Annotated in this window: 14 protein-coding genes; 7 read left to right on the top strand and 7 right to left on the bottom strand. The window is 70.3% G+C overall.

What is annotated here, in order from left to right; genetic code table 11:
• Positions 1 to 14 precede the first annotated feature (14 nt).
• The 4 genes from NR810_RS19685 to NR810_RS19670 all read right to left on the bottom strand — a co-directional run bounded on the left by NR810_RS19685 (position 15) and on the right by NR810_RS19670 (position 4,739).
• Positions 15 to 1,208: a glycosyltransferase family 1 protein gene (locus NR810_RS19685; protein ID WP_257454491.1), complete on the bottom strand. Its 1,194-nt coding sequence runs from the start codon at positions 1,206 to 1,208 to the stop codon at positions 15 to 17.
• Between the two features lie 117 nt (positions 1,209 to 1,325).
• The gene (gene galK / locus NR810_RS19680; protein ID WP_257454489.1) at positions 1,326 to 2,456 is read right to left on the bottom strand and encodes a galactokinase; all 1,131 of its coding nucleotides are present in this window, start codon (positions 2,454 to 2,456) and stop codon (positions 1,326 to 1,328) included.
• Between the two features lie 18 nt (positions 2,457 to 2,474).
• Positions 2,475 to 4,331: a glycoside hydrolase family 2 protein gene (locus NR810_RS19675; protein WP_257454487.1), complete on the bottom strand. Its 1,857-nt coding sequence runs from the start codon at positions 4,329 to 4,331 to the stop codon at positions 2,475 to 2,477.
• A 204-nt stretch (positions 4,332 to 4,535) separates the two neighbouring features.
• Entirely contained in the window at positions 4,536 to 4,739 is a 204-nt protein-coding gene (locus NR810_RS19670; RefSeq protein ID WP_257454486.1) for a hypothetical protein, read from the bottom strand.
• A gap of 209 nt (positions 4,740 to 4,948) precedes the next feature.
• Here NR810_RS19670 and NR810_RS19665 point away from each other — a divergent pair, with 209 nt between their 5' ends.
• From NR810_RS19665 to NR810_RS19640, 6 genes are all read left to right on the top strand, one after another.
• Positions 4,949 to 5,620: a DUF2231 domain-containing protein gene (locus tag NR810_RS19665; RefSeq protein WP_257454484.1), complete on the top strand. Its 672-nt coding sequence runs from the start codon at positions 4,949 to 4,951 to the stop codon at positions 5,618 to 5,620.
• A gap of 3 nt (positions 5,621 to 5,623) precedes the next feature.
• The gene (locus NR810_RS19660; protein WP_257454482.1) at positions 5,624 to 6,199 is read left to right on the top strand and encodes an alpha-ketoglutarate-dependent dioxygenase AlkB; all 576 of its coding nucleotides are present in this window, start codon (positions 5,624 to 5,626) and stop codon (positions 6,197 to 6,199) included.
• Between the two features lie 132 nt (positions 6,200 to 6,331).
• Entirely contained in the window at positions 6,332 to 8,992 is a 2,661-nt protein-coding gene (gene cphA / locus NR810_RS19655) for a cyanophycin synthetase (protein ID WP_257454480.1), read from the top strand.
• A gap of 14 nt (positions 8,993 to 9,006) precedes the next feature.
• Positions 9,007 to 10,122, top strand: a complete 1,116-nt coding sequence (locus NR810_RS19650; RefSeq protein ID WP_257454478.1) for an amidohydrolase family protein — start codon at positions 9,007 to 9,009, stop codon at positions 10,120 to 10,122.
• On the top strand, positions 10,119 to 10,946 hold the full coding sequence (locus tag NR810_RS19645; protein WP_257454475.1) for a cyanophycinase: 828 nt from the start codon (positions 10,119 to 10,121) through the stop codon (positions 10,944 to 10,946). The genes NR810_RS19650 and NR810_RS19645 overlap by 4 nt, the downstream gene beginning before the upstream one ends.
• A gap of 42 nt (positions 10,947 to 10,988) precedes the next feature.
• Positions 10,989 to 11,900 carry a cupin domain-containing protein gene (locus NR810_RS19640; protein ID WP_257454472.1) on the top strand — a complete coding sequence of 304 codons (912 nt, stop codon included), beginning with the start codon at positions 10,989 to 10,991 and terminating at the stop codon, positions 11,898 to 11,900.
• Between the two features lie 99 nt (positions 11,901 to 11,999).
• On the opposite strand, the gene NR810_RS19635 is transcribed toward NR810_RS19640, so the two are convergent.
• Positions 12,000 to 12,527, bottom strand: coding sequence for a hypothetical protein (locus NR810_RS19635; RefSeq protein WP_257454470.1), 528 nt, complete (start codon positions 12,525 to 12,527; stop codon positions 12,000 to 12,002).
• Between the two features lie 203 nt (positions 12,528 to 12,730).
• Between NR810_RS19635 and NR810_RS19630 the strand changes: the two genes are divergently transcribed.
• Entirely contained in the window at positions 12,731 to 14,410 is a 1,680-nt protein-coding gene (locus NR810_RS19630; RefSeq protein WP_257454469.1) for a R3H domain-containing nucleic acid-binding protein, read from the top strand.
• 45 nt (positions 14,411 to 14,455) lie between these two features.
• Here NR810_RS19630 and NR810_RS19625 read toward each other — a convergent pair whose 3' ends face one another.
• The gene (locus NR810_RS19625) at positions 14,456 to 15,001 is read right to left on the bottom strand and encodes a BON domain-containing protein (RefSeq protein WP_257454467.1); all 546 of its coding nucleotides are present in this window, start codon (positions 14,999 to 15,001) and stop codon (positions 14,456 to 14,458) included.
• Positions 15,002 to 15,040: 39 nt separating this feature from the next.
• Positions 15,041 to 16,132 carry a BON domain-containing protein gene (locus NR810_RS19620; protein ID WP_257454465.1) on the bottom strand — a complete coding sequence of 364 codons (1,092 nt, stop codon included), beginning with the start codon at positions 16,130 to 16,132 and terminating at the stop codon, positions 15,041 to 15,043.
• Positions 16,133 to 16,146 lie beyond the last annotated feature (14 nt).

Raw genomic sequence — 16,146 nt, 5'->3', positions numbered from 1 at the left:
TCGCGCCGGTGGTCTCAAATGGTGGCCAGGTCCTCGGCTGCCGCCGCGCTCCTGGGTTTCGCCGCCTCCTCGCGCCGTCCCGAGGCGGCGTCGAGCAGGGCCTTCATCTGGGACCAGGTGGTGTCCCAGGACATCGTCGCCAGGTGGGCGTCCACCCGGGGGAGCCAGGTGGCGCGGTCCTCGGCCAGGGCCGCCTCGCAGGCGCGCACGAAGTCCTCCGGCGTGTCCGCGATGCGCACCAGGCCCTGCTCGCCATAGGGGCGCACCACGTCACGGATGGACGTGGACACCACGGGCTTGCCGGCCGCGAGGTACTCGGGCGTCTTGGTGGGCGAGATGAAGCGCGTGGATTCGTTGCGCGCGAACGGCATCAGCGCCACGTCCCAGTTCGCCAGGTACGCAGGAAGCTCGGTGTAGAGCTTGCCGCCCAGGAAGTGGAGGTTGGGCCGGCGTGGCAGGGTCGCCGGGTCGATCTTCACCACCGGGCCGATGATGACGAGCTGCCAGTCCGGGCGCGCGTCGGCCACCGCCTCGAGCAGCGCGACATCCATCCGCTCGTCCACCACGCCGAAGAAGCCGAGCCGTGGATGGGGGATGGACGCCTGATCCTCCGGATCCTTCAGGGGGCGGCGCGCGGTGGCGAAGTGTGCCACGTCCACGCTGCTGGGGAAGGCATGCACGCAGGGGTGCCGGTCCCGCTTGGCCTCGTAGAGGCTCTGGCCACCGGTGAAGACCAGGTCCGCGCGCTCGAGCAACTCCACCTCGTGGCGCAGCAGCGCGGGAGGCGCGCCCCGGAACGCGGACAGCTCGTCCATGCAGTCGTAGGCCACCGCCCGGGGCTCGAGGTGCCGCGTGAAGGGCAGCGCCATCGGCGTGTAGTACCAGCTCACGTACCGGTGCACGGCATGCCGGGCGAGGAGCTCGTCGAGCATCGCCCGCTGCATGGCCACCACCCGCTGTTCGTCGAGCCCCTCGGGCAGGTGTGGCACCGCCACCCAGACACCCTCGAGAGAGCGGGTGACCTGGAGCCGCGGCTGCTTCCGGTCGTAGATGGGCTCCTCGAAGAAGAACACCCGGCGCTCCCGCGCGAAGCGGCTGAGCAGGTGCTGGGGGCGCTGGAAGACGAAGTTCCAGCGCAAGTGCGAGAGGCACACCAGATCCGGCTGCTGGCCGGTTTCCATCACATTGTGGCTCGACTGCATCGTCATCCGCCCTCCTCCGTACACGCCCTTGGGTACGTGAGGAGGGTGGTCACCCATCCCAGTCACTCCTACTGACCTGGGGTACAAAGGAGGCTCGCTCCGTCGCCTGCTCAGGGGGGGCGATCAGGGCGAGGGGGCGGGTTGGGGAACGAGCACGGTTGCCCGGTGCGTGGCACGTTCGCCGTAGCGGGTGGCGATGCGAGCCGCCACGTCCGCGCCCGTTCCCGTCCGTGCCAGCATCACCACCGAGCCGCCAAAGCCACCACCTGTCAGCCGGGCCCCGAGCACATCGGGCTCGGCGCGGGCGAGGTCCACCAGCAGGTCGATCTCCGGAACGGACACCTCGTAGTCGTCCCGCTGAGAGACATGTGAGGCATACAACAGGGGGCCCAGCGCGGCGAGATCGCCCTCGCGCAGCGCCCGCACGGTGGCCAGCACGCGCGCGTTCTCGGTGAGCACGTGGCGCACGCGCCGGCCGAGCGGCTCGGGCAGGGCGAGCGCACGCGGCAGCTCTCCGTCGGGGAGGTCACGCAGTTGCTCGACACCGAGCAGCTTCGCGGAGCGCTCGCACTCGGCGCGGCGCACCCGGTAGTCGCCCCCCGCGTGGCTGTGCGTCACGCCCGAGTTGACGACGATGGGCTCCACCCCCGCGGGCAGCGGCACGCGCTCGTACTGGAGGCTCCGGGTGTCGAGGAAGAGCGCCGAGCCCCCATGCGCGAGGCTGGAGGCCATCTGGTCCATCACCCCCACGGGCGCGCCGACGAAGTCGCACTCCACCTTCTGGCCCAGCAGTGCGATGCGCACGTCGTCCAGCGGCAGTCCGAAGCACTCACGCAGGCCGCGCAGCAGGGCCACCTCCAGGGCGGCGCTCGAGGACAGGCCGCTGCCGAGCGGCACGTCCGAGCGCAGCCACAGGTCGAAGCCTCCGAGGGTGTGGCCCTCCGAGTGCAGCACGCGGGTGACGCCCTGCACGTAGTCCAGCCAGCCCCGGCCGGGCTTCTCCTGCCCGAGCACGTACTCGTCCACCTTCGCTTCGGACTTGAGGTTGGCGCTGAAGGCGCGCACCTTTCGGTCCTCGCGCGGGGCCAGCATCACCTCCGTCTGCTGGGGGATGGCCATCGGCAGCACGAAGCCACCGTTGTAGTCGGTGTGCTCGCCGATGAGGTTCACCCGGCCGGGGGCCTGGGCTCGTACCTTCGCCGGGCGGCCGAAGAGCGCTTCGAAGCGGGGGGCGTCATCCGGGGGAGATCGCATCGCCGTTCCTCTCGTGGCTCAGGCCCCCGCGGGCTCGGGCTCGCCTGTCTCGGTGGTGGGGCGGGGCCGCCCGGAAGGGGCGGGGGGCATGGGAATGTCGCTGAAGAATCGCGGGCCGCGTGTGGCCTTCGCTATCTGCTCCAGGGGGAACTTGGGCGTGCGGTCCGAGTAGAGCAGCCCGTTCGCCTCCTGGTACGTGTCGGCGAACTGCGTGTAACAGAAGCCCGCGAACAGCTCGAGTGAGCGCACCACCTCGAGCAGCGCGGTGTAGCGGTGTGCCAGCTCCTCCGGATTCTTGCACTGGGAGTAGCCCCACTCCCGCTGGTCGCCACGCGCCATCGAGATGCCGCCGAACTCGGAGAGGACGATGGGATGATCGATATGCGGGTGGCCGTCGAGGACGATCACCCGTCCGCCGGGACGCTCGCGCTGGAACAGGTGCGGGCGCACCTCGTGCGAGCGATAGCGCTGGGCGATCTTCGCGGGGTCGGCGTCGTAGTCGTGGATGCCGATGATGTCGGTGGCCACGCTCTCCCAACCGTCGTTGCCGATGACGGGGCGTATCGGGTCGATCGTGCGGGTGAGGTGGAAGAGCGCCTGCACGTAGTGCCGCTCGGCGACGTTGTCGGGCAGGTTGGGTACGCCCCAGGACTCGTTGAGCGGCACCCACGCCACGATGCACGGGTGGCTGTAGTCGCGCGCGAGCACCTCGAGCCACTCGCGGGTGAGCCGCTCGACGGACTGGCGGGTGAAGCGGTACGCGCTGGGCATCTCCTCCCAGACGATGAGCCCCAGCCGGTCCGCCCAGTAGAGGTAGCGCGGGTCCTCGATCTTCTGGTGCTTGCGCACGCCGTTGAAGCCCATGGCCCGGGCGAGCTCCACGTCGCGCCGGAGCGCCGCGTCGTCCGGCGCGGTGATGCCGGTGGCATCCCAGTAGCCCTGGTCGAGCACCAGCCGCAGCGGGTAGGGCCTCCCGTTGAGCACGAAGCGGTCACCCTGCACCGAGACGGCCCGCAGCGCCGTGTAGCTGTCCACCGCGTCGAACAACTGGCCATCGGCGCCGCGCAGCTCCAGCCGGGCCTGGATGAGCGTGGGCGAGGAGGGACTCCACAGCAGCTCGTTGCGGAAGTCGTCGATGCCCGGGTCGGACAGCGCGATGCGGCGATACACCTCCCCCAGCACCACCGTGTACGAGTCGCGGGCGAGCAGGGTGTCCCCCACGCTCAGCTGTACGTTCAGCCGCAGCCCCTCGGGGCGCAGCCCCTCGATGTGCACCTCGAGCCCCAGCTCCCAGCGCGCCAGGTTGGGCGTCCACCGCAGGCCCTCGATGCGGGTGACGGGGACCCGCTCGAGCCACACCGTCTGCCAGATGCCGGTGGTGCGTGGGTACCAGATGGAGTGGGGCTCGAGCTGCCAGTCCTGCTTGCCCCGGGGTTTGGCGAGGTCGGCCGGATCGTCCTCCGCGCGCACGACGATCTCCTGCGGGCCGTCGCGGTGGAGCAGGTCGGTGATGTCGACCTTGAAGGGCGAGTAGCCCCCCTCGTGGTACGCGCAGCGCGAGCCGTTGACCCAGACGGTGGCCGCGTGGTCCACCGCCCCGAAGTGCAGCACCAGCCGCTCCTGGGGCCCGAGCGGGGGAGGCTCGAAGGCGCGGCGGTACCAGCACGCGCGGTAGAAGCTGGTATCCCCCACGCCGCTGCTCTCCGTCTCCGGAGCGAAGGGCACGAGGATGCGAGCGTTCCAGCCCACCTCGGCTGGAACCGACCAGCGCCCGAGCGGGTCGAGCGCGAAGTCCCAGGAGCCATTGAGCGGGCACCAGGCGGCACGCCGCAGTTGAGGGCGTGGATAGCCACGCACCTGCGTTGCTTCATCCATTGCCGCTCCCGCCCATGCGGAGGGGGCGGGAGTGGCCTCCGGTACAGTGGCCCCCGGTACAGCGGAAGTGCTTGCCGCACGCGTCGAGTCCTGGCTACCCATGCGCCAAGAGTAGGCACCGCGCGACGCCGGGTGTTCACCGCGCGTTGCATGCCAGGTCGCGGAGCGGACCGGCACGCTCACCTCGTGGAGCGCTCGCGCCCATCAGTCTGGCGGCTCCAGGTAGTTTCCGTCGCCTTCGTCGATGGTGTCCGATGCGCACACCTGGATGTCCTCGCCAGGCGCCGTCGAGGCCTTTCCGCCAGGGGACGCGGGAACCGCGTCCGGCTGGGCCGAGCGGGTGTCCTCGGGAGCCTGTTCGCCGCCCTGTTCCGTTGTTGTTCTGGGTTCAGTGTCTGGTGCTGTCATGGTGGGGGCCCTTGAGTTCAAGCAGCCATAAGTTGCTCATGGTCAGGCCCTCTCGGGGGGAGGCCAGCCGTGGCTGGTGTCCTCCACGGAAGGAGGGACAGCGCAGGCCTGCCCGCTCCCCGTGCTCGCGGTCCGCCAGCTTCGCCGCGGACGGATGGTCTCCGGGCAGGGGAGCGAGGCTCGCGCGGCGGGGTGTCTACCCTCCTGGCATGAAGATGCTCCTTCACGAACTCCATCCCTCTGTCGTTCACGCTCCACTGGCCCTGCTGCCCACCGCGGCGGTGGCCGATCTCATCGCGGTCACCAGCGGGGACCGGTCCTGGGCGAAGGTGGGCCGGCGCTTCTGGGTGGCCGGTACGGTGAGCGCGCTCTTCGCGGGGCTGGCCGGACTGGCCGCCTCCCAGGAGGTGAAGCTCGAGGAACCCCGCGCCCGGGACATGGTGTTCCTCCACGGCCTGGGCAATGCCTGCATCACGTTGGGGGCCGTGGGCGTGACGCTGTGGCGGCTGGGCCGGCCTCCCTCGGTGGGCCAGACCGTGGTCGGGCTGCTGGCCAACGCCGCGGCGCTGTACACCGCCACGCTCGGCGGGAAGATGGTCTACGAGCTGGGCGTGGGCATCAACCCGATGCCGAAGGACACCGTGTCGGGGACGTTGAAGGGGCCGCCGCTCCTGTCCCGCGAGGCGCCCCGGGCGCTCCTGCGCGACGGGCTCCAGGGCGTGCGCTGGCTGTTCGGCCGCGCGAAGAGCCTCTTCTCGGGCGCGCATCCGTTGGAGCCTGGCGCCAAGGGCTTCGGCCGGGGCTACGAGGGTCCCACGGTGGGGCTCGAGGCCCTGTCCCGCGACACCACCGTTCCGGGCCCCGAGGTGCCTCGGGTCTGACCGATGGTGACCGGGCTTCCCGAAGGGCTGCGCTACCTGCCCGGCTTCCTCACCGAGGAAGAGGAGCGCACGCTGGTGGACGAGCTCTCCCGGCTCGACTTCCGGGAGATCCACATGCACGGGGTGGTGGCCCGGCGCACCGTGGTGCACTACGGCTGGGACTACGGGTATGAATCCTGGAGGCTCACGCCCGCCCCACCCGTGCCGCCCTTCCTCGAACCACTGAGGGAGCGCTGCGCCGCCGCCGCGGGACTCGACCCCGGCGAGCTCGAGGAGGCGCTCGTCTCCCGCTACCCACCCGGTGCGAGCATCGGCTGGCACCGCGATGCGCCGATGTTCGGCCCCTGTGTCATCGGCGTCTCGCTGCTCGGAGCGGCGCGGATGCGCTTCCGTCGAGAGGTGGACGGCGCATACCAGACAGCAGCGCTCGAGCTCGCGCCACGCTCCCTCTACATCCTGGCCGGAGCGGCGCGCTCGAGCTGGCAGCACACGCTCTCTCCGGTGAAGACCCTGCGGTACTCGCTCAGCTTCCGGACGGTGCGGGCCTCATCCCGCCGCACCGCGTCGTTGCCGGGCTGACAACGTGTCTCCGGTGCGAGGCTTTGATTGAACCCAGGGACAGGTGCAGGTCGGGAAGGGCAGGGATACCTCTGAAAGAGGTCACACAGCCGTACCGTCTGTGTGAATCAACCCGACCCGGAATTAATTCTCATGACTTCCCATGGCGTGACGGTTCGCAGGGTCCAGGCCCTCCGCGGGCCCAATCTCTACGCATACAAGACCGTGCTGCGCGTCGAGCTGGACATCGGTCCGCTGGAGACGCGGCCGAGCAACTCCTTCCCCGGTTTCGTCGAGCGGTTGACGTCCTGGTTGCCCGGGCTGCACGTGCACGAATGCAGCATCGGCCGGCCCGGGGGCTTCGTGGAGCGGCTGCGGCGCGGCACGTACCTGGCGCACATCACCGAGCACGTCACCATCGCCATCCAGAACGAGATGGGCTTCGACGTGGCGTATGGCCGCGCGCGGGGCACGGGCGAGACGGGGGTGTACACCGTCGTGGTCGCCTATGAGGAGGAGGAGCCCGCGCGCGAGGCCTTCAAGACGGCGCTGGAGATGACGCTCGCGGCCATGTTCGACGAGCCCTACGACGCGCCCGCGGCCCTCGAGCGCCTGCGGGACATGGCCGACGAGTACCGGATGGGCCCGAGCACCCGCGCCATCGTCAATGCCGCGCGCCGCCGGAAGATTCCGGTGCGCCGGCTGACGCCCACCGGCAGCCTGGTGCAGCTCGGCTACGGCATCCACCAGAAGCGCATCCTCGCCTCGCAGACGTCCGACACGTCCTCGCTCGCCGTGGAGATCTGCCAGGAGAAGCCCCTCACCAACCGCGTGCTGCGCAACGTGGGCATCTCCGTGCCCGAGGGCCGCACGGTGCGCTCGGCGGACGAGGCCTGGGAGGTGGCCCAGGACCTCGGCCTGCCCGTCATCCTCAAGCCGGAGGCGGGCAACCAGGGCAAGGGCGTGATGGTGAACCTGCGCTCCGAGGCCGAGGTCCGCGCCGCGTACGAGGTCGCCAGCCAGTACCGCGGCGACGTGCTCGTCGAGCGGCATATCGAAGGCGATGACTTCCGGCTCCTGGTCGTCAATGGGAAGATGGTGGCCGCGGCGCGGAGGGACCCGGCACAGGTCATCGGGGATGGCCGGCGCACGGTGGCGCAACTGGTCGAGGTGGCCAACCAGGATCCCCGCCGGAGGCCGGGCCATAGCAGCTCCCTCACCCGCATCCGGCTGGACGACGCGGCACAGGTGGTGCTCGGTCAGCAGGGGCTCACCGGGGAGTCCGTTCCGGCACAGGGCCAGGTCGTCAAGCTGCGCCAGAACTGCAACCTGTCCACCGGTGGCACCGCCACGGACGTGACGGACGAGGTGCACCCGAGCAACGCACGCATGGCCGAGCTCGCAGCGCAGGTGCTCAACCTGGACGTCGCGGGCATCGACCTGCTGTGCAAGGACATCCGGCGCCCGGTGATGGAGCAGGGCGGAGCCATCGTCGAGGTGAACGCGGCGCCGGGGCTGCGCATGCACCTGCAGCCGACGAATGGCATTCCACGCGACGTGGGCGTGCCCATCGTGGAGTCGCTCTATCCGGATGGGGCGCCCTCGCGCATCCCCATCATCGCCGTCACCGGCACCAACGGGAAGACGACCGTCACCCGGCTGGTGGCACACATGTTCGAGACGGCGCACCAGTGCGTGGGCATGACGAGCACCGACGGGACGTACATCCGCGGCGAGCGCATCCTCGAGGGTGATTGCTCGGGGCCGAGGAGCGCCCAGGCCGTCCTCCTGCACCCGCGCGTGGAGGTGGCGGTGTTGGAGGTGGCGCGCGGCGGCATCCTGCGCGAGGGCCTCGGCTTCGACTGGTGCAGCGTGGGCATCGTCACCAACGTCAGCCCGGACCACCTGGGGCTCGGTGGCATCAACACGCTGGAGCAGCTGGCGCGGGTGAAGCAGGTCGTCATCGAGTCGGTGTCGGAGGATGGTTCGGCGGTGCTCAACGCGGATGATCCACTGGTGGCGGAGATGGCGGCCGCCTCCAAGGGCCAGGTCGTCTACTTCTCGCGCAGGCCGGACAACCCCATCCTCCAGGCGCACCTGGCCCAGGGCGGCAGCGGCGTGTTCGTCGAGAACGGGTTCATCGTCACGGCCAGGGGGGATCGCCGCCAGCTGCTGGTGGAACTGGAGCGCATCACCTTCACCGCGGGAGGCGCCCTGCGCTTCCAGCTCGAGAACGCGCTCGCCGCCACTGCCGCGGCCTGGGCCCAGGGGCTCAACCCCGCGCTCATCGTCCGCGCGCTGACCACCTTCCGTTCGGACCACCGCATGGCGCCGGGGCGTTTCAACGTCCTGGGGCTGGCGGGGCGGCAGGTCATCCTGGACTACGGGCACAACGTCGGCGCCATGCGTGCCATCGCCGAGGCGCTGCCCCGCGACGGCTCCCGCCGCACCCTGATGGTGATTGGCCTGCCGGGAGATCGCCGCGACGAGGACATCCTGGCCACCGTCCAGGAGACGCTGCCCTTCGTGGACGAGTACGTGTTCCATGACCTGAAGGATCGCCGCGAGCGCGCGGAGCTGGAGGTTCCCCAGTTGATGCGCAGCTGCCTGGCTCCGGACACGCCCCACCACTTCGCCGCGGACGGGCGCGAGGGCATCCTCCTCGGCTTCCAACGCTCCCGGCCCGGGGACCGGCTGGTCATCATCGCGGACATCGTCGAGGAGGCGCTGGAGGTCCTCGAGTCCCTCGCCGACGTGGAGGCGGATGAGGAGTCCGGGGTGTGCGAGCTGCCCGTGTCTCGGAGCCTCATGTAGGGGACACGGGTCCGGTGCTCACTCTCATTCGCAACGGAGTCCTCCACGCGCCAGCACCGGCGGGAATCCAGCCGGTGCTGCTGGTGGGCGAGCGCGTGGCCCGGCTGGGCGAGGTGGACGAAGCCGCGTTGATCGCGCTCGGGTTGCCCTACGAGGTGGTCGACGCCCGGGGGGGCCTCGTCGTCCCCGGCCTCGTGGACCCGCACCAGCACCTCATTGGGGCCGGCGGGGAGAAGGGCTTCGCCAGCCGCAGGCCCGAGGTCTCCCTGGAGCAGTTGTTGCTCGCCGGCATCACCACCGTGGTGGGCTGTCTGGGAACGGATGGCACCACGCGGCACCTGAGCGCGCTGGTGGGCAAGGTCCGGCAACTGGTCGAGCAGGGAGTGAGCGCCTTCCTCTACACCGGCGGCTTCTACGTCCCTCCGGCCACGCTCACAGGCTCCGTGATGGATGACCTGGTCCTCATCGACCGGGTCATCGGCGTGGGGGAACTGGCCATCTCCGACGCCCGCTCCAGCCACCCCTCGCTGGACGACCTGGCGCGGGTGGTGTCCTCGGCGATGGTGGGCGGGAGGATGGCGGGCAAGGCCGGCGTCACGCACTTCCACGTCGGGCCGGGCCGCACCCTGATGCGGCCGCTCCATGCGCTGCTCGACGGGTACGAGGTGGCGCCGGAGTACATCTACGCCACACACGCCAACCGCAGTGACGCGCTGATGGACGATGCCATCGCCTTGTCGCGCCGGGGGGCCTTCGTGGACGTGGACACGGTGGATCCCGGAGTGGGCCGGTGGATCCGCTACTACCTGGAACACGGAGGCGTGCCCGAGCGGCTCACCGTGTCCTCGGATGCCCATACCGCGGGCGCCGAGCCGGCCCGGCTGCATCAGGAACTGGTCGCCTCCGTGCGCGAGCATGGGTTCTTGCTCGAACAGGTCCTACCCTTCTTCACGGCCAATCCCGCGGCGGCGCTGAAGCTGCACCGCAAGGGGCGGCTCGCGCCGGGCGTGGAGGGTGACGTGGTGGTGCTGGAGGCACGCACGCTGGAGGTCGTCCACGTCTTCGCTCGGGGACGGCAGCGGGTGCGGGACGGGCGGCTGCTCGAGGGCGGGGAAGGAGACATGTCATGAAGAAGAAGCGCCGGGGTGACCTGCTGGTCATCGGTGGCCACGAGCAGAAGGAGTCGGACGAGGAGCGGACCATCCTGCGGCAGGCCGCGAAGAAGGCGCAGGACGACGGGGGGCGCATCGTCGTGCTCACCGTGGCCACCATGGAGCCCGAGGCCACGGCGGAGACGTACCGCAAGGCCTTCGGCCGGCTGGGCGTGCGCTACATGGAGGTGCTCGACATCCGCAACCGCGAGCAGGCCTATGACCCGGCCAACGTGGAGAAGCTGGAGGGGGCCTCGGTGCTGTTCTTCACCGGCGGCGACCAGCTGCGCATCACCAGCCAGATGGGGGGCTCGCCGCTGCTGGACCGCATCTTCGCGTTGCATGAGGAGGGGGCGACCATCGTCGGCACCTCGGCGGGCGCGGCGGCCATGTCCGAGACGATGCTCATCAGCGGCCCCACCAATCAGTCCCGTCTCACCTCCCTGTCCATGGCTCCGGGGCTCGGGTTGTTGGAGGGCGTCATCGTGGACTCGCACTTCGCCGAGCGGGGCCGCTTCGGGCGGCTCATGGGCGCCGTCGCGCAGAACCCGCACAACCTGGGCATCGGCATCGACGAGGACACCGCCATCCACGTGACGAACGACGAGGAATTCACCGTGTTGGGCTCGGGTGCCATCTACGTCATCGACGGCACCGGCATCCGCTTCACCAGCCTGTCGGACCGGCAGTCCGAGGGCATCCTCACCATCCACGACGCGCGCGTCCACGTGCTGGGCCGGGACGACCGCTTCAACCTGAAGGAACGCCGGCCCATCCCTCCCTCCTCGACCTCCACCGTGTGACATCCCCCCTCCGGGATGTCGCTCCGGTACAATGCCCGCGTCATGCTCATTGATACCCTGTTGGGCGATCTCCCTCGTTCCGTCTTCCTCCAGGAGCACTACCTCCAGCAGCCGCTCGCGCGGCCCTCCGCCGCTTCGAAGCTGCGAGAGCTGGCGACGTGGGACACCGCCGAGCGCCTCATCGAGACCCCCGAGTGCGACCTGCTGCTCGTTCGCGATGGCAAGCTGTGGACCGGCCCCAGGCCCACGAGCGCCCGCGAGGCCCGCGCGCTCCACGCGCAGGGATATTCCATCGTCTTGCGGCACGCGGACCGGCACGACGCCGGCCTCGCGGAGCTGGGGCGTACGCTCTCCGCCGAGCTTCAGGGCACGGTCAACCTTCAGCTCTATTGCACCCCCGCGGGGCACGGCAGCTTTGGCTGGCATTGCGACCCCGAAGAGGTCTTCATCTTCCAGACCCTGGGCGCCAAGAGCTACCTGCTGCGGCGCAACACGCTCAACCCCACGCCCCTCCACGAGACGCTCAACGATGCGCCGGACGTCTCGCGCGAGCGGACGCCGGTGCAGGAGTGCCGACTCGAGGCTGGTGACTGGCTCTACATTCCCGGCGGCTACTGGCACCACGTGAGCGCGCCGGAGCAGGAGTCCATCTCCATCTCGGTGGGCCTCATGCCCCCGACGCCCATCGACGTCCTGGACTTCCTGCGCACGCAGTTGATGCGCTCGCGCGCCTGGCAGCGGCGGCTGCCACCGCTGGGACATGCCTCCCCGCTGTCGGACGCGGAGAAGATGGAGCTCTACCGGAGCTTGTTCCAGGAACTCGGGGGCGAGCTGAAGCGGATGATGGAGGACCCGCGGCAGGTGCTCCGGTTCATGGCCGCCAGTGCCAGCGCGGGAATCCGTTCCTCGGCACTCGGCCTGGGCACTCCCTCGCGCCGGGACGAGAAGGACTGAGCTGAGAACGAACTGGGCGACGACGGGTTGCGTCGGAAGGGAGGACAGCCCACCGGGCGAGCCCTCCCTCCCATGTCGGCCACCGGGGAGGGACGCCGCTCACGTCCCCTGGATGTCCGGTGTGTTCGTGATGCGCGTTCCGGTGCCTTCCTCACCCGACTCCACCGTGGAGATCTCCGAGCGCAGGTCGCGCAGGAAGTTGTCCAGATCCCTCGAGTCCATGGACCCGAGCACCCGCGGCGCCATCATCCGCAGCACACTGAGCTGCGCGTGGAACGGGAGCTGGAAGATCATGTCCATGAGCCGCGTCACCGACTCCCCGGTGCTCGGCGGCTGCATGCCCATCCCCATGCCGGCGGTGGAGCCCTTCATGGGGGCCTCCACCTCCTGAAGCGCTGGGCCGTGCATCATCGGCATGTCCATGGACCGCATGTCGCCATGCCGCTTCGACGTGTCGGTGCCATTTCCGAAACCGTGCACCGCCTTTCCCCGCATGACGGTGGTCCCGGTGGATTGCTCCTCCATCTCTTTCGAGGCGGCCTCGCGGATGGTCATCTCTCCCTTGGGCTTGTCGATGTGCTTCGGGTGGGGGGTGTTGAGTTCGTCGTCCTTGTCGTACCGGGCCATGGGGTCGCTCCTCGGGCGTGGAGGCTGGAGGCAAAGGCCCCCAGTCATGCCCCTGTTGCTGAGCTATGCAGGGTGTCTCGACGTACCCAGTCACGAGAAGGGGACGGTGCCCCTGGATGCCCGCTAGCATCGGGTGCCCCGTTGCCCCTCGGCCGCGGGGACACGTGCAACCCGACTCGGAAGGATTCACCTTTAGACACGCCATGAGCTCGCGCGACGCCATTGCCGTTCCCCATGACGACTTCCAGCTCCTCGTGAGTGTCCTGCCCGAGCCTCTGCAGGCGGCGGTGAGGGAGCTGTCTCCCACGGAGGTCCTCGAGGTGGTGATGGACCTCGGCCGCTCGCCCGAGGCCCGGCTCACCGGGCGCGTGGTGCGCCTGTCCGAAACCCCCGTCACCCGCAAGGACCTGGAGCACGTGCTGGGGCAGGTGGGCTCGGTGGGCGAGGACAACCGCGCCGGCATCGAGCGCACCCTCCACCGCGTCTCCGCCATCCGCAACCGTCAGAACAAGGTCGTGGGCCTCACGCTGCGCGTGGGGCGCGCCATCTTCGGCACCATCGACATGCTCAAGGATCTGATCGGCAGCGGCCTCAACATCCTGCTGCTCGGCCGGCCCGGGGTGGGCAAGACGACGAAGCTGCGCGAGGTGGCCCGCGTGCTGGCCGATGACCTGGGCAAGCGCGTCATGGTGGTGGACACCTCCAATGAGATTGGAGGCGACGGAGACATCCCCCACCCGGGCATCGGCGGCGCGCGCCGCATGCAGGTGTCGCGGCCGGACCGGCAGCACGACGTGATGATCGAGGCGGTGGAGAACCACATGCCCGAGGCCATCATCGTCGACGAGATTGGCACCTCGGCCGAGGCCGCCGCGGCCCGCACCATCGCCGAGCGCGGCGTGCAGCTGGTGGCCACGGCCCACGGCAACACGCTGGAGAACCTCGTCCTCAACCCCACGCTGTCGGACCTGGTGGGCGGCGTGCACGTCGTCACGCTCAGCGACGAGGAGGCGCGGCGGCGGCGCACGCAGAAGACGATCAGCGAGCGCCGGGCTCCGCCCACCTTCGACGTGGTGGTGGAGATGGTGAACCGCGACGAGGTGCTGGTGCACCGCGACACCGCCCAGTCGGTGGACCGGCTGCTGGCGGGCGAGAACGTGGGCGGCGAGCGGCGCCAGCTCGTCGAGGGCCAGGTGGAGGTGAAGGAGGAGCCCGAGGCGGTGGCTCCCCTGCCGACCCGTGCCGCCGAGGCGCCTCGCGGGCTCTCGCGCGGATCCTCCCGGGAGCCAGCTCCCGGTCGCGAGCCGTCCCGGACGGCCCCTCCGCCCCGGCGCGAGCCCGGCCTGCGCCAGGGCACCACGCGCGTCTACGCGCACGCGGCCAGCAGGGATCTGCTCGAGCGGGTGCTGCGGGACCTTGGCGCGGACGCGCGCGTGGCGGGCCGCCTGGAGAACGCGGACGTCGTCATCACGTTGCGCTCGCGGGCGAACGATCCGAAGTTGCGAAAGGTGTCGGAGAAGACGGGGGCGCGCGTGCTGGCCATCAAGCGCAACAGCTCGTCGGAGATGCGGCGGGTGCTGCGCGACATCTTCCTCCTCGCCGAGGGCGTGGACGAGGAGCAGATCCGCGAGGCGGTGCTCGAGGCCGAGCATGCCATCCAGCGCGTGTTGAGCGAGAGCGTGGCGGTGCCCCTGGCCCCGAGGCCTCCCCGGCTGCGCAAGCTGCAGCATCGGCTCGTGTCGCGCTACCATCTGGAGACGGTGAGCCACGGCAGCGAGCCGCAGCGGCATCTCACCATCTATCCGCTCGGGGCGATCGTGGACATGCCCCGGGGCCGGGAACTGGACGGCGATGAGGAGGAGGGCGCGGAAGGTCTGGCCTGAGTGAGGCCGTGGCGCCTGGCGAGCCCTCCGTCCCGGGTGGGGCCGTCAGGAGCCCATGTGCGGCTGATCGCCCTGCGGCTCCTGGGGCCGCTCCTCGCGCAGCCTCGTGGCTTCCCGGGCCATCGGCCTGTCTTCCGGGGGTTTCACGCGGACGCGGTTGTGCACGTCGTGCACGCCACGCACGTGCGCGGCGATGTCCTCGATGGCGCGCTTCTCCCAGCGCTCCTCCACCGTGCCCATCAGGGTCACCTCGCCGTCCTTGACGGTGACCTCCACGTCACCCACGTCGACGGGCCCTTCCATGAGCCGCTCGCAGACGTCCTCACGGATGCGGTCATCCGAGCGCTGGTAGCCGCGTGGCGGGCGCACCAGCTTCGCGTCGTAGCTTCGAGGCTGGTAGCCGCGCTCGTAGGCGCCCAGCCCTCCGTAGCCGCCCTGGTTGTAGCCCCGCTCGGCCCCGAACGAGCCGTAACCCGGACGGCCCTGCTCGCCGCGTTGGGTTCCGTAGTCCTGTACCGGGCGCTCCATGCGCCGCGCGCGCACCGGGAAGCGTTGCTCCTGGCCGTAGTTGTCGTTGTCACGCCGTGCCATTCGTGGACTCCTCTCCTGTCGGTTGCGTGGGGCGCCGTCTCACTGCAGCGTCCGGCCTTCCTGCTTCGAGCCCTGGTCCTCGTCCCGACGCTCCTGTCCCAGGTCGCGCTGCTGCTCGCGGGCGACGCGGAGCTCGTTGTGGACCTCCTTCACGCCCAGGATGTCCTCGGCCACGTCCTCGATGGCGCGCTTCTCGTCGCGGCTCTTCACCGTGCCGGTGAGGGTGACCTCGCCCTTCTCCACCCGGACGTCCACGTCGTCGGCGTCCATCCAGGCCCGCATCAGCCGCTCGCAGAGATCCTCGCGGATGCGCTCATCCGAGCGCTGGTAGTTGCGCGGCCCTCGGCCCTGGCGCCGGGGCAGCTCGGGAGACTGCTCGTAGTAGGGGTAGGCGCCCTGCATGCCGCCGCGGCCGGCGCCGTGGCCCATCTCCCGGTCCATGTCCCGCGTGGGGCTGGTGGCGTAGCCGGTGCGCGGGCGCTGCTCGATGTACGAGGACTGCACGCGTGGGGGCTCGTAGTCCGTATCGCCGAAGCCGCGCGTGCCGTAGCCGCGATCATTGCCCTGATCCTGGCTCCAGCCTTCGCCCCAGCCGTAGCGCCGCATGTCCTCCGGGTCCCTCGCGGCGCCCAGTGCGTAGGTGCCCCGGTCCCAGCGGTCGGTGTCGTACGGCTGTGTGCGGACGGCGCCGCGGTCCCCGTAGCGGTTGAAGTCGCCCCGGGTGCGCTCGCGCGTCACCTCGCTCCAGAAGCCCTCGCCGAACTCCTCGCCGGGGCCGCCCGCCCGGCGCACGCCTGGCGCTCCCCGCATCAGCCCGCCGCGCTGGTACTCCTCGCGGCTGTCCTGGTCGAAACGTCCCCGGTCCTCGTCACCGCCGTACTCGTAGCCCCGGCCGTAGCGGCCCACGTCGCGATCGTCGAAGCCGCTGCCCCTCATGCCACCGCCACCTCCGAAGCGGCCCCGGTCCCGGTCCTCCTCGCGGTAGCCCCGGCCCGGGCCCCGATCCTCGTCGCGGGCGTTTCGCGTGCGGCCCATGTCCCGCCCTCGTTCCGTGACATCACGCCGGGTGCCGCGCTCCGGGTCCTGGCCCAATCCCTGCCGCTCCATGCCATGCCGCCGCCTGTCCGCCATCGCCGCCTCCTTGG

Source organism: Archangium lipolyticum (assembly GCF_024623785.1).
Taxonomy (GTDB): domain Bacteria; phylum Myxococcota; class Myxococcia; order Myxococcales; family Myxococcaceae; genus Archangium; species Archangium lipolyticum.
The sequence above is the reverse complement of the archived record's forward strand: the minus strand, read 5'-3'. Positions and strand labels throughout refer to the sequence as shown.

Coding starts and splice junctions, on each gene's coding strand:
- NR810_RS19665 (WP_257454484.1), top strand. CDS start 4,949: ATGAAGATGCTCCTTCACGAACTCCATCCCTCTGTCGTTCACGCTCCA.
- NR810_RS19625 (WP_257454467.1), bottom strand. CDS start 15,001: ATGGCACGGCGTGACAACGACAACTACGGCCAGGAGCAACGCTTCCCG.
- NR810_RS19620 (WP_257454465.1), bottom strand. CDS start 16,132: ATGGCGGACAGGCGGCGGCATGGCATGGAGCGGCAGGGATTGGGCCAG.
- NR810_RS19640 (WP_257454472.1), top strand. CDS start 10,989: ATGCTCATTGATACCCTGTTGGGCGATCTCCCTCGTTCCGTCTTCCTC.
- cphA (WP_257454480.1), top strand. CDS start 6,332: ATGACTTCCCATGGCGTGACGGTTCGCAGGGTCCAGGCCCTCCGCGGG.
- NR810_RS19685 (WP_257454491.1), bottom strand. CDS start 1,208: ATGACGATGCAGTCGAGCCACAATGTGATGGAAACCGGCCAGCAGCCG.
- NR810_RS19675 (WP_257454487.1), bottom strand. CDS start 4,331: ATGGATGAAGCAACGCAGGTGCGTGGCTATCCACGCCCTCAACTGCGG.
- galK (WP_257454489.1), bottom strand. CDS start 2,456: ATGCGATCTCCCCCGGATGACGCCCCCCGCTTCGAAGCGCTCTTCGGC.
- NR810_RS19635 (WP_257454470.1), bottom strand. CDS start 12,527: ATGGCCCGGTACGACAAGGACGACGAACTCAACACCCCCCACCCGAAG.
- NR810_RS19660 (WP_257454482.1), top strand. CDS start 5,624: ATGGTGACCGGGCTTCCCGAAGGGCTGCGCTACCTGCCCGGCTTCCTC.
- NR810_RS19645 (WP_257454475.1), top strand. CDS start 10,119: ATGAAGAAGAAGCGCCGGGGTGACCTGCTGGTCATCGGTGGCCACGAG.
- NR810_RS19630 (WP_257454469.1), top strand. CDS start 12,731: ATGAGCTCGCGCGACGCCATTGCCGTTCCCCATGACGACTTCCAGCTC.
- NR810_RS19670 (WP_257454486.1), bottom strand. CDS start 4,739: ATGACAGCACCAGACACTGAACCCAGAACAACAACGGAACAGGGCGGC.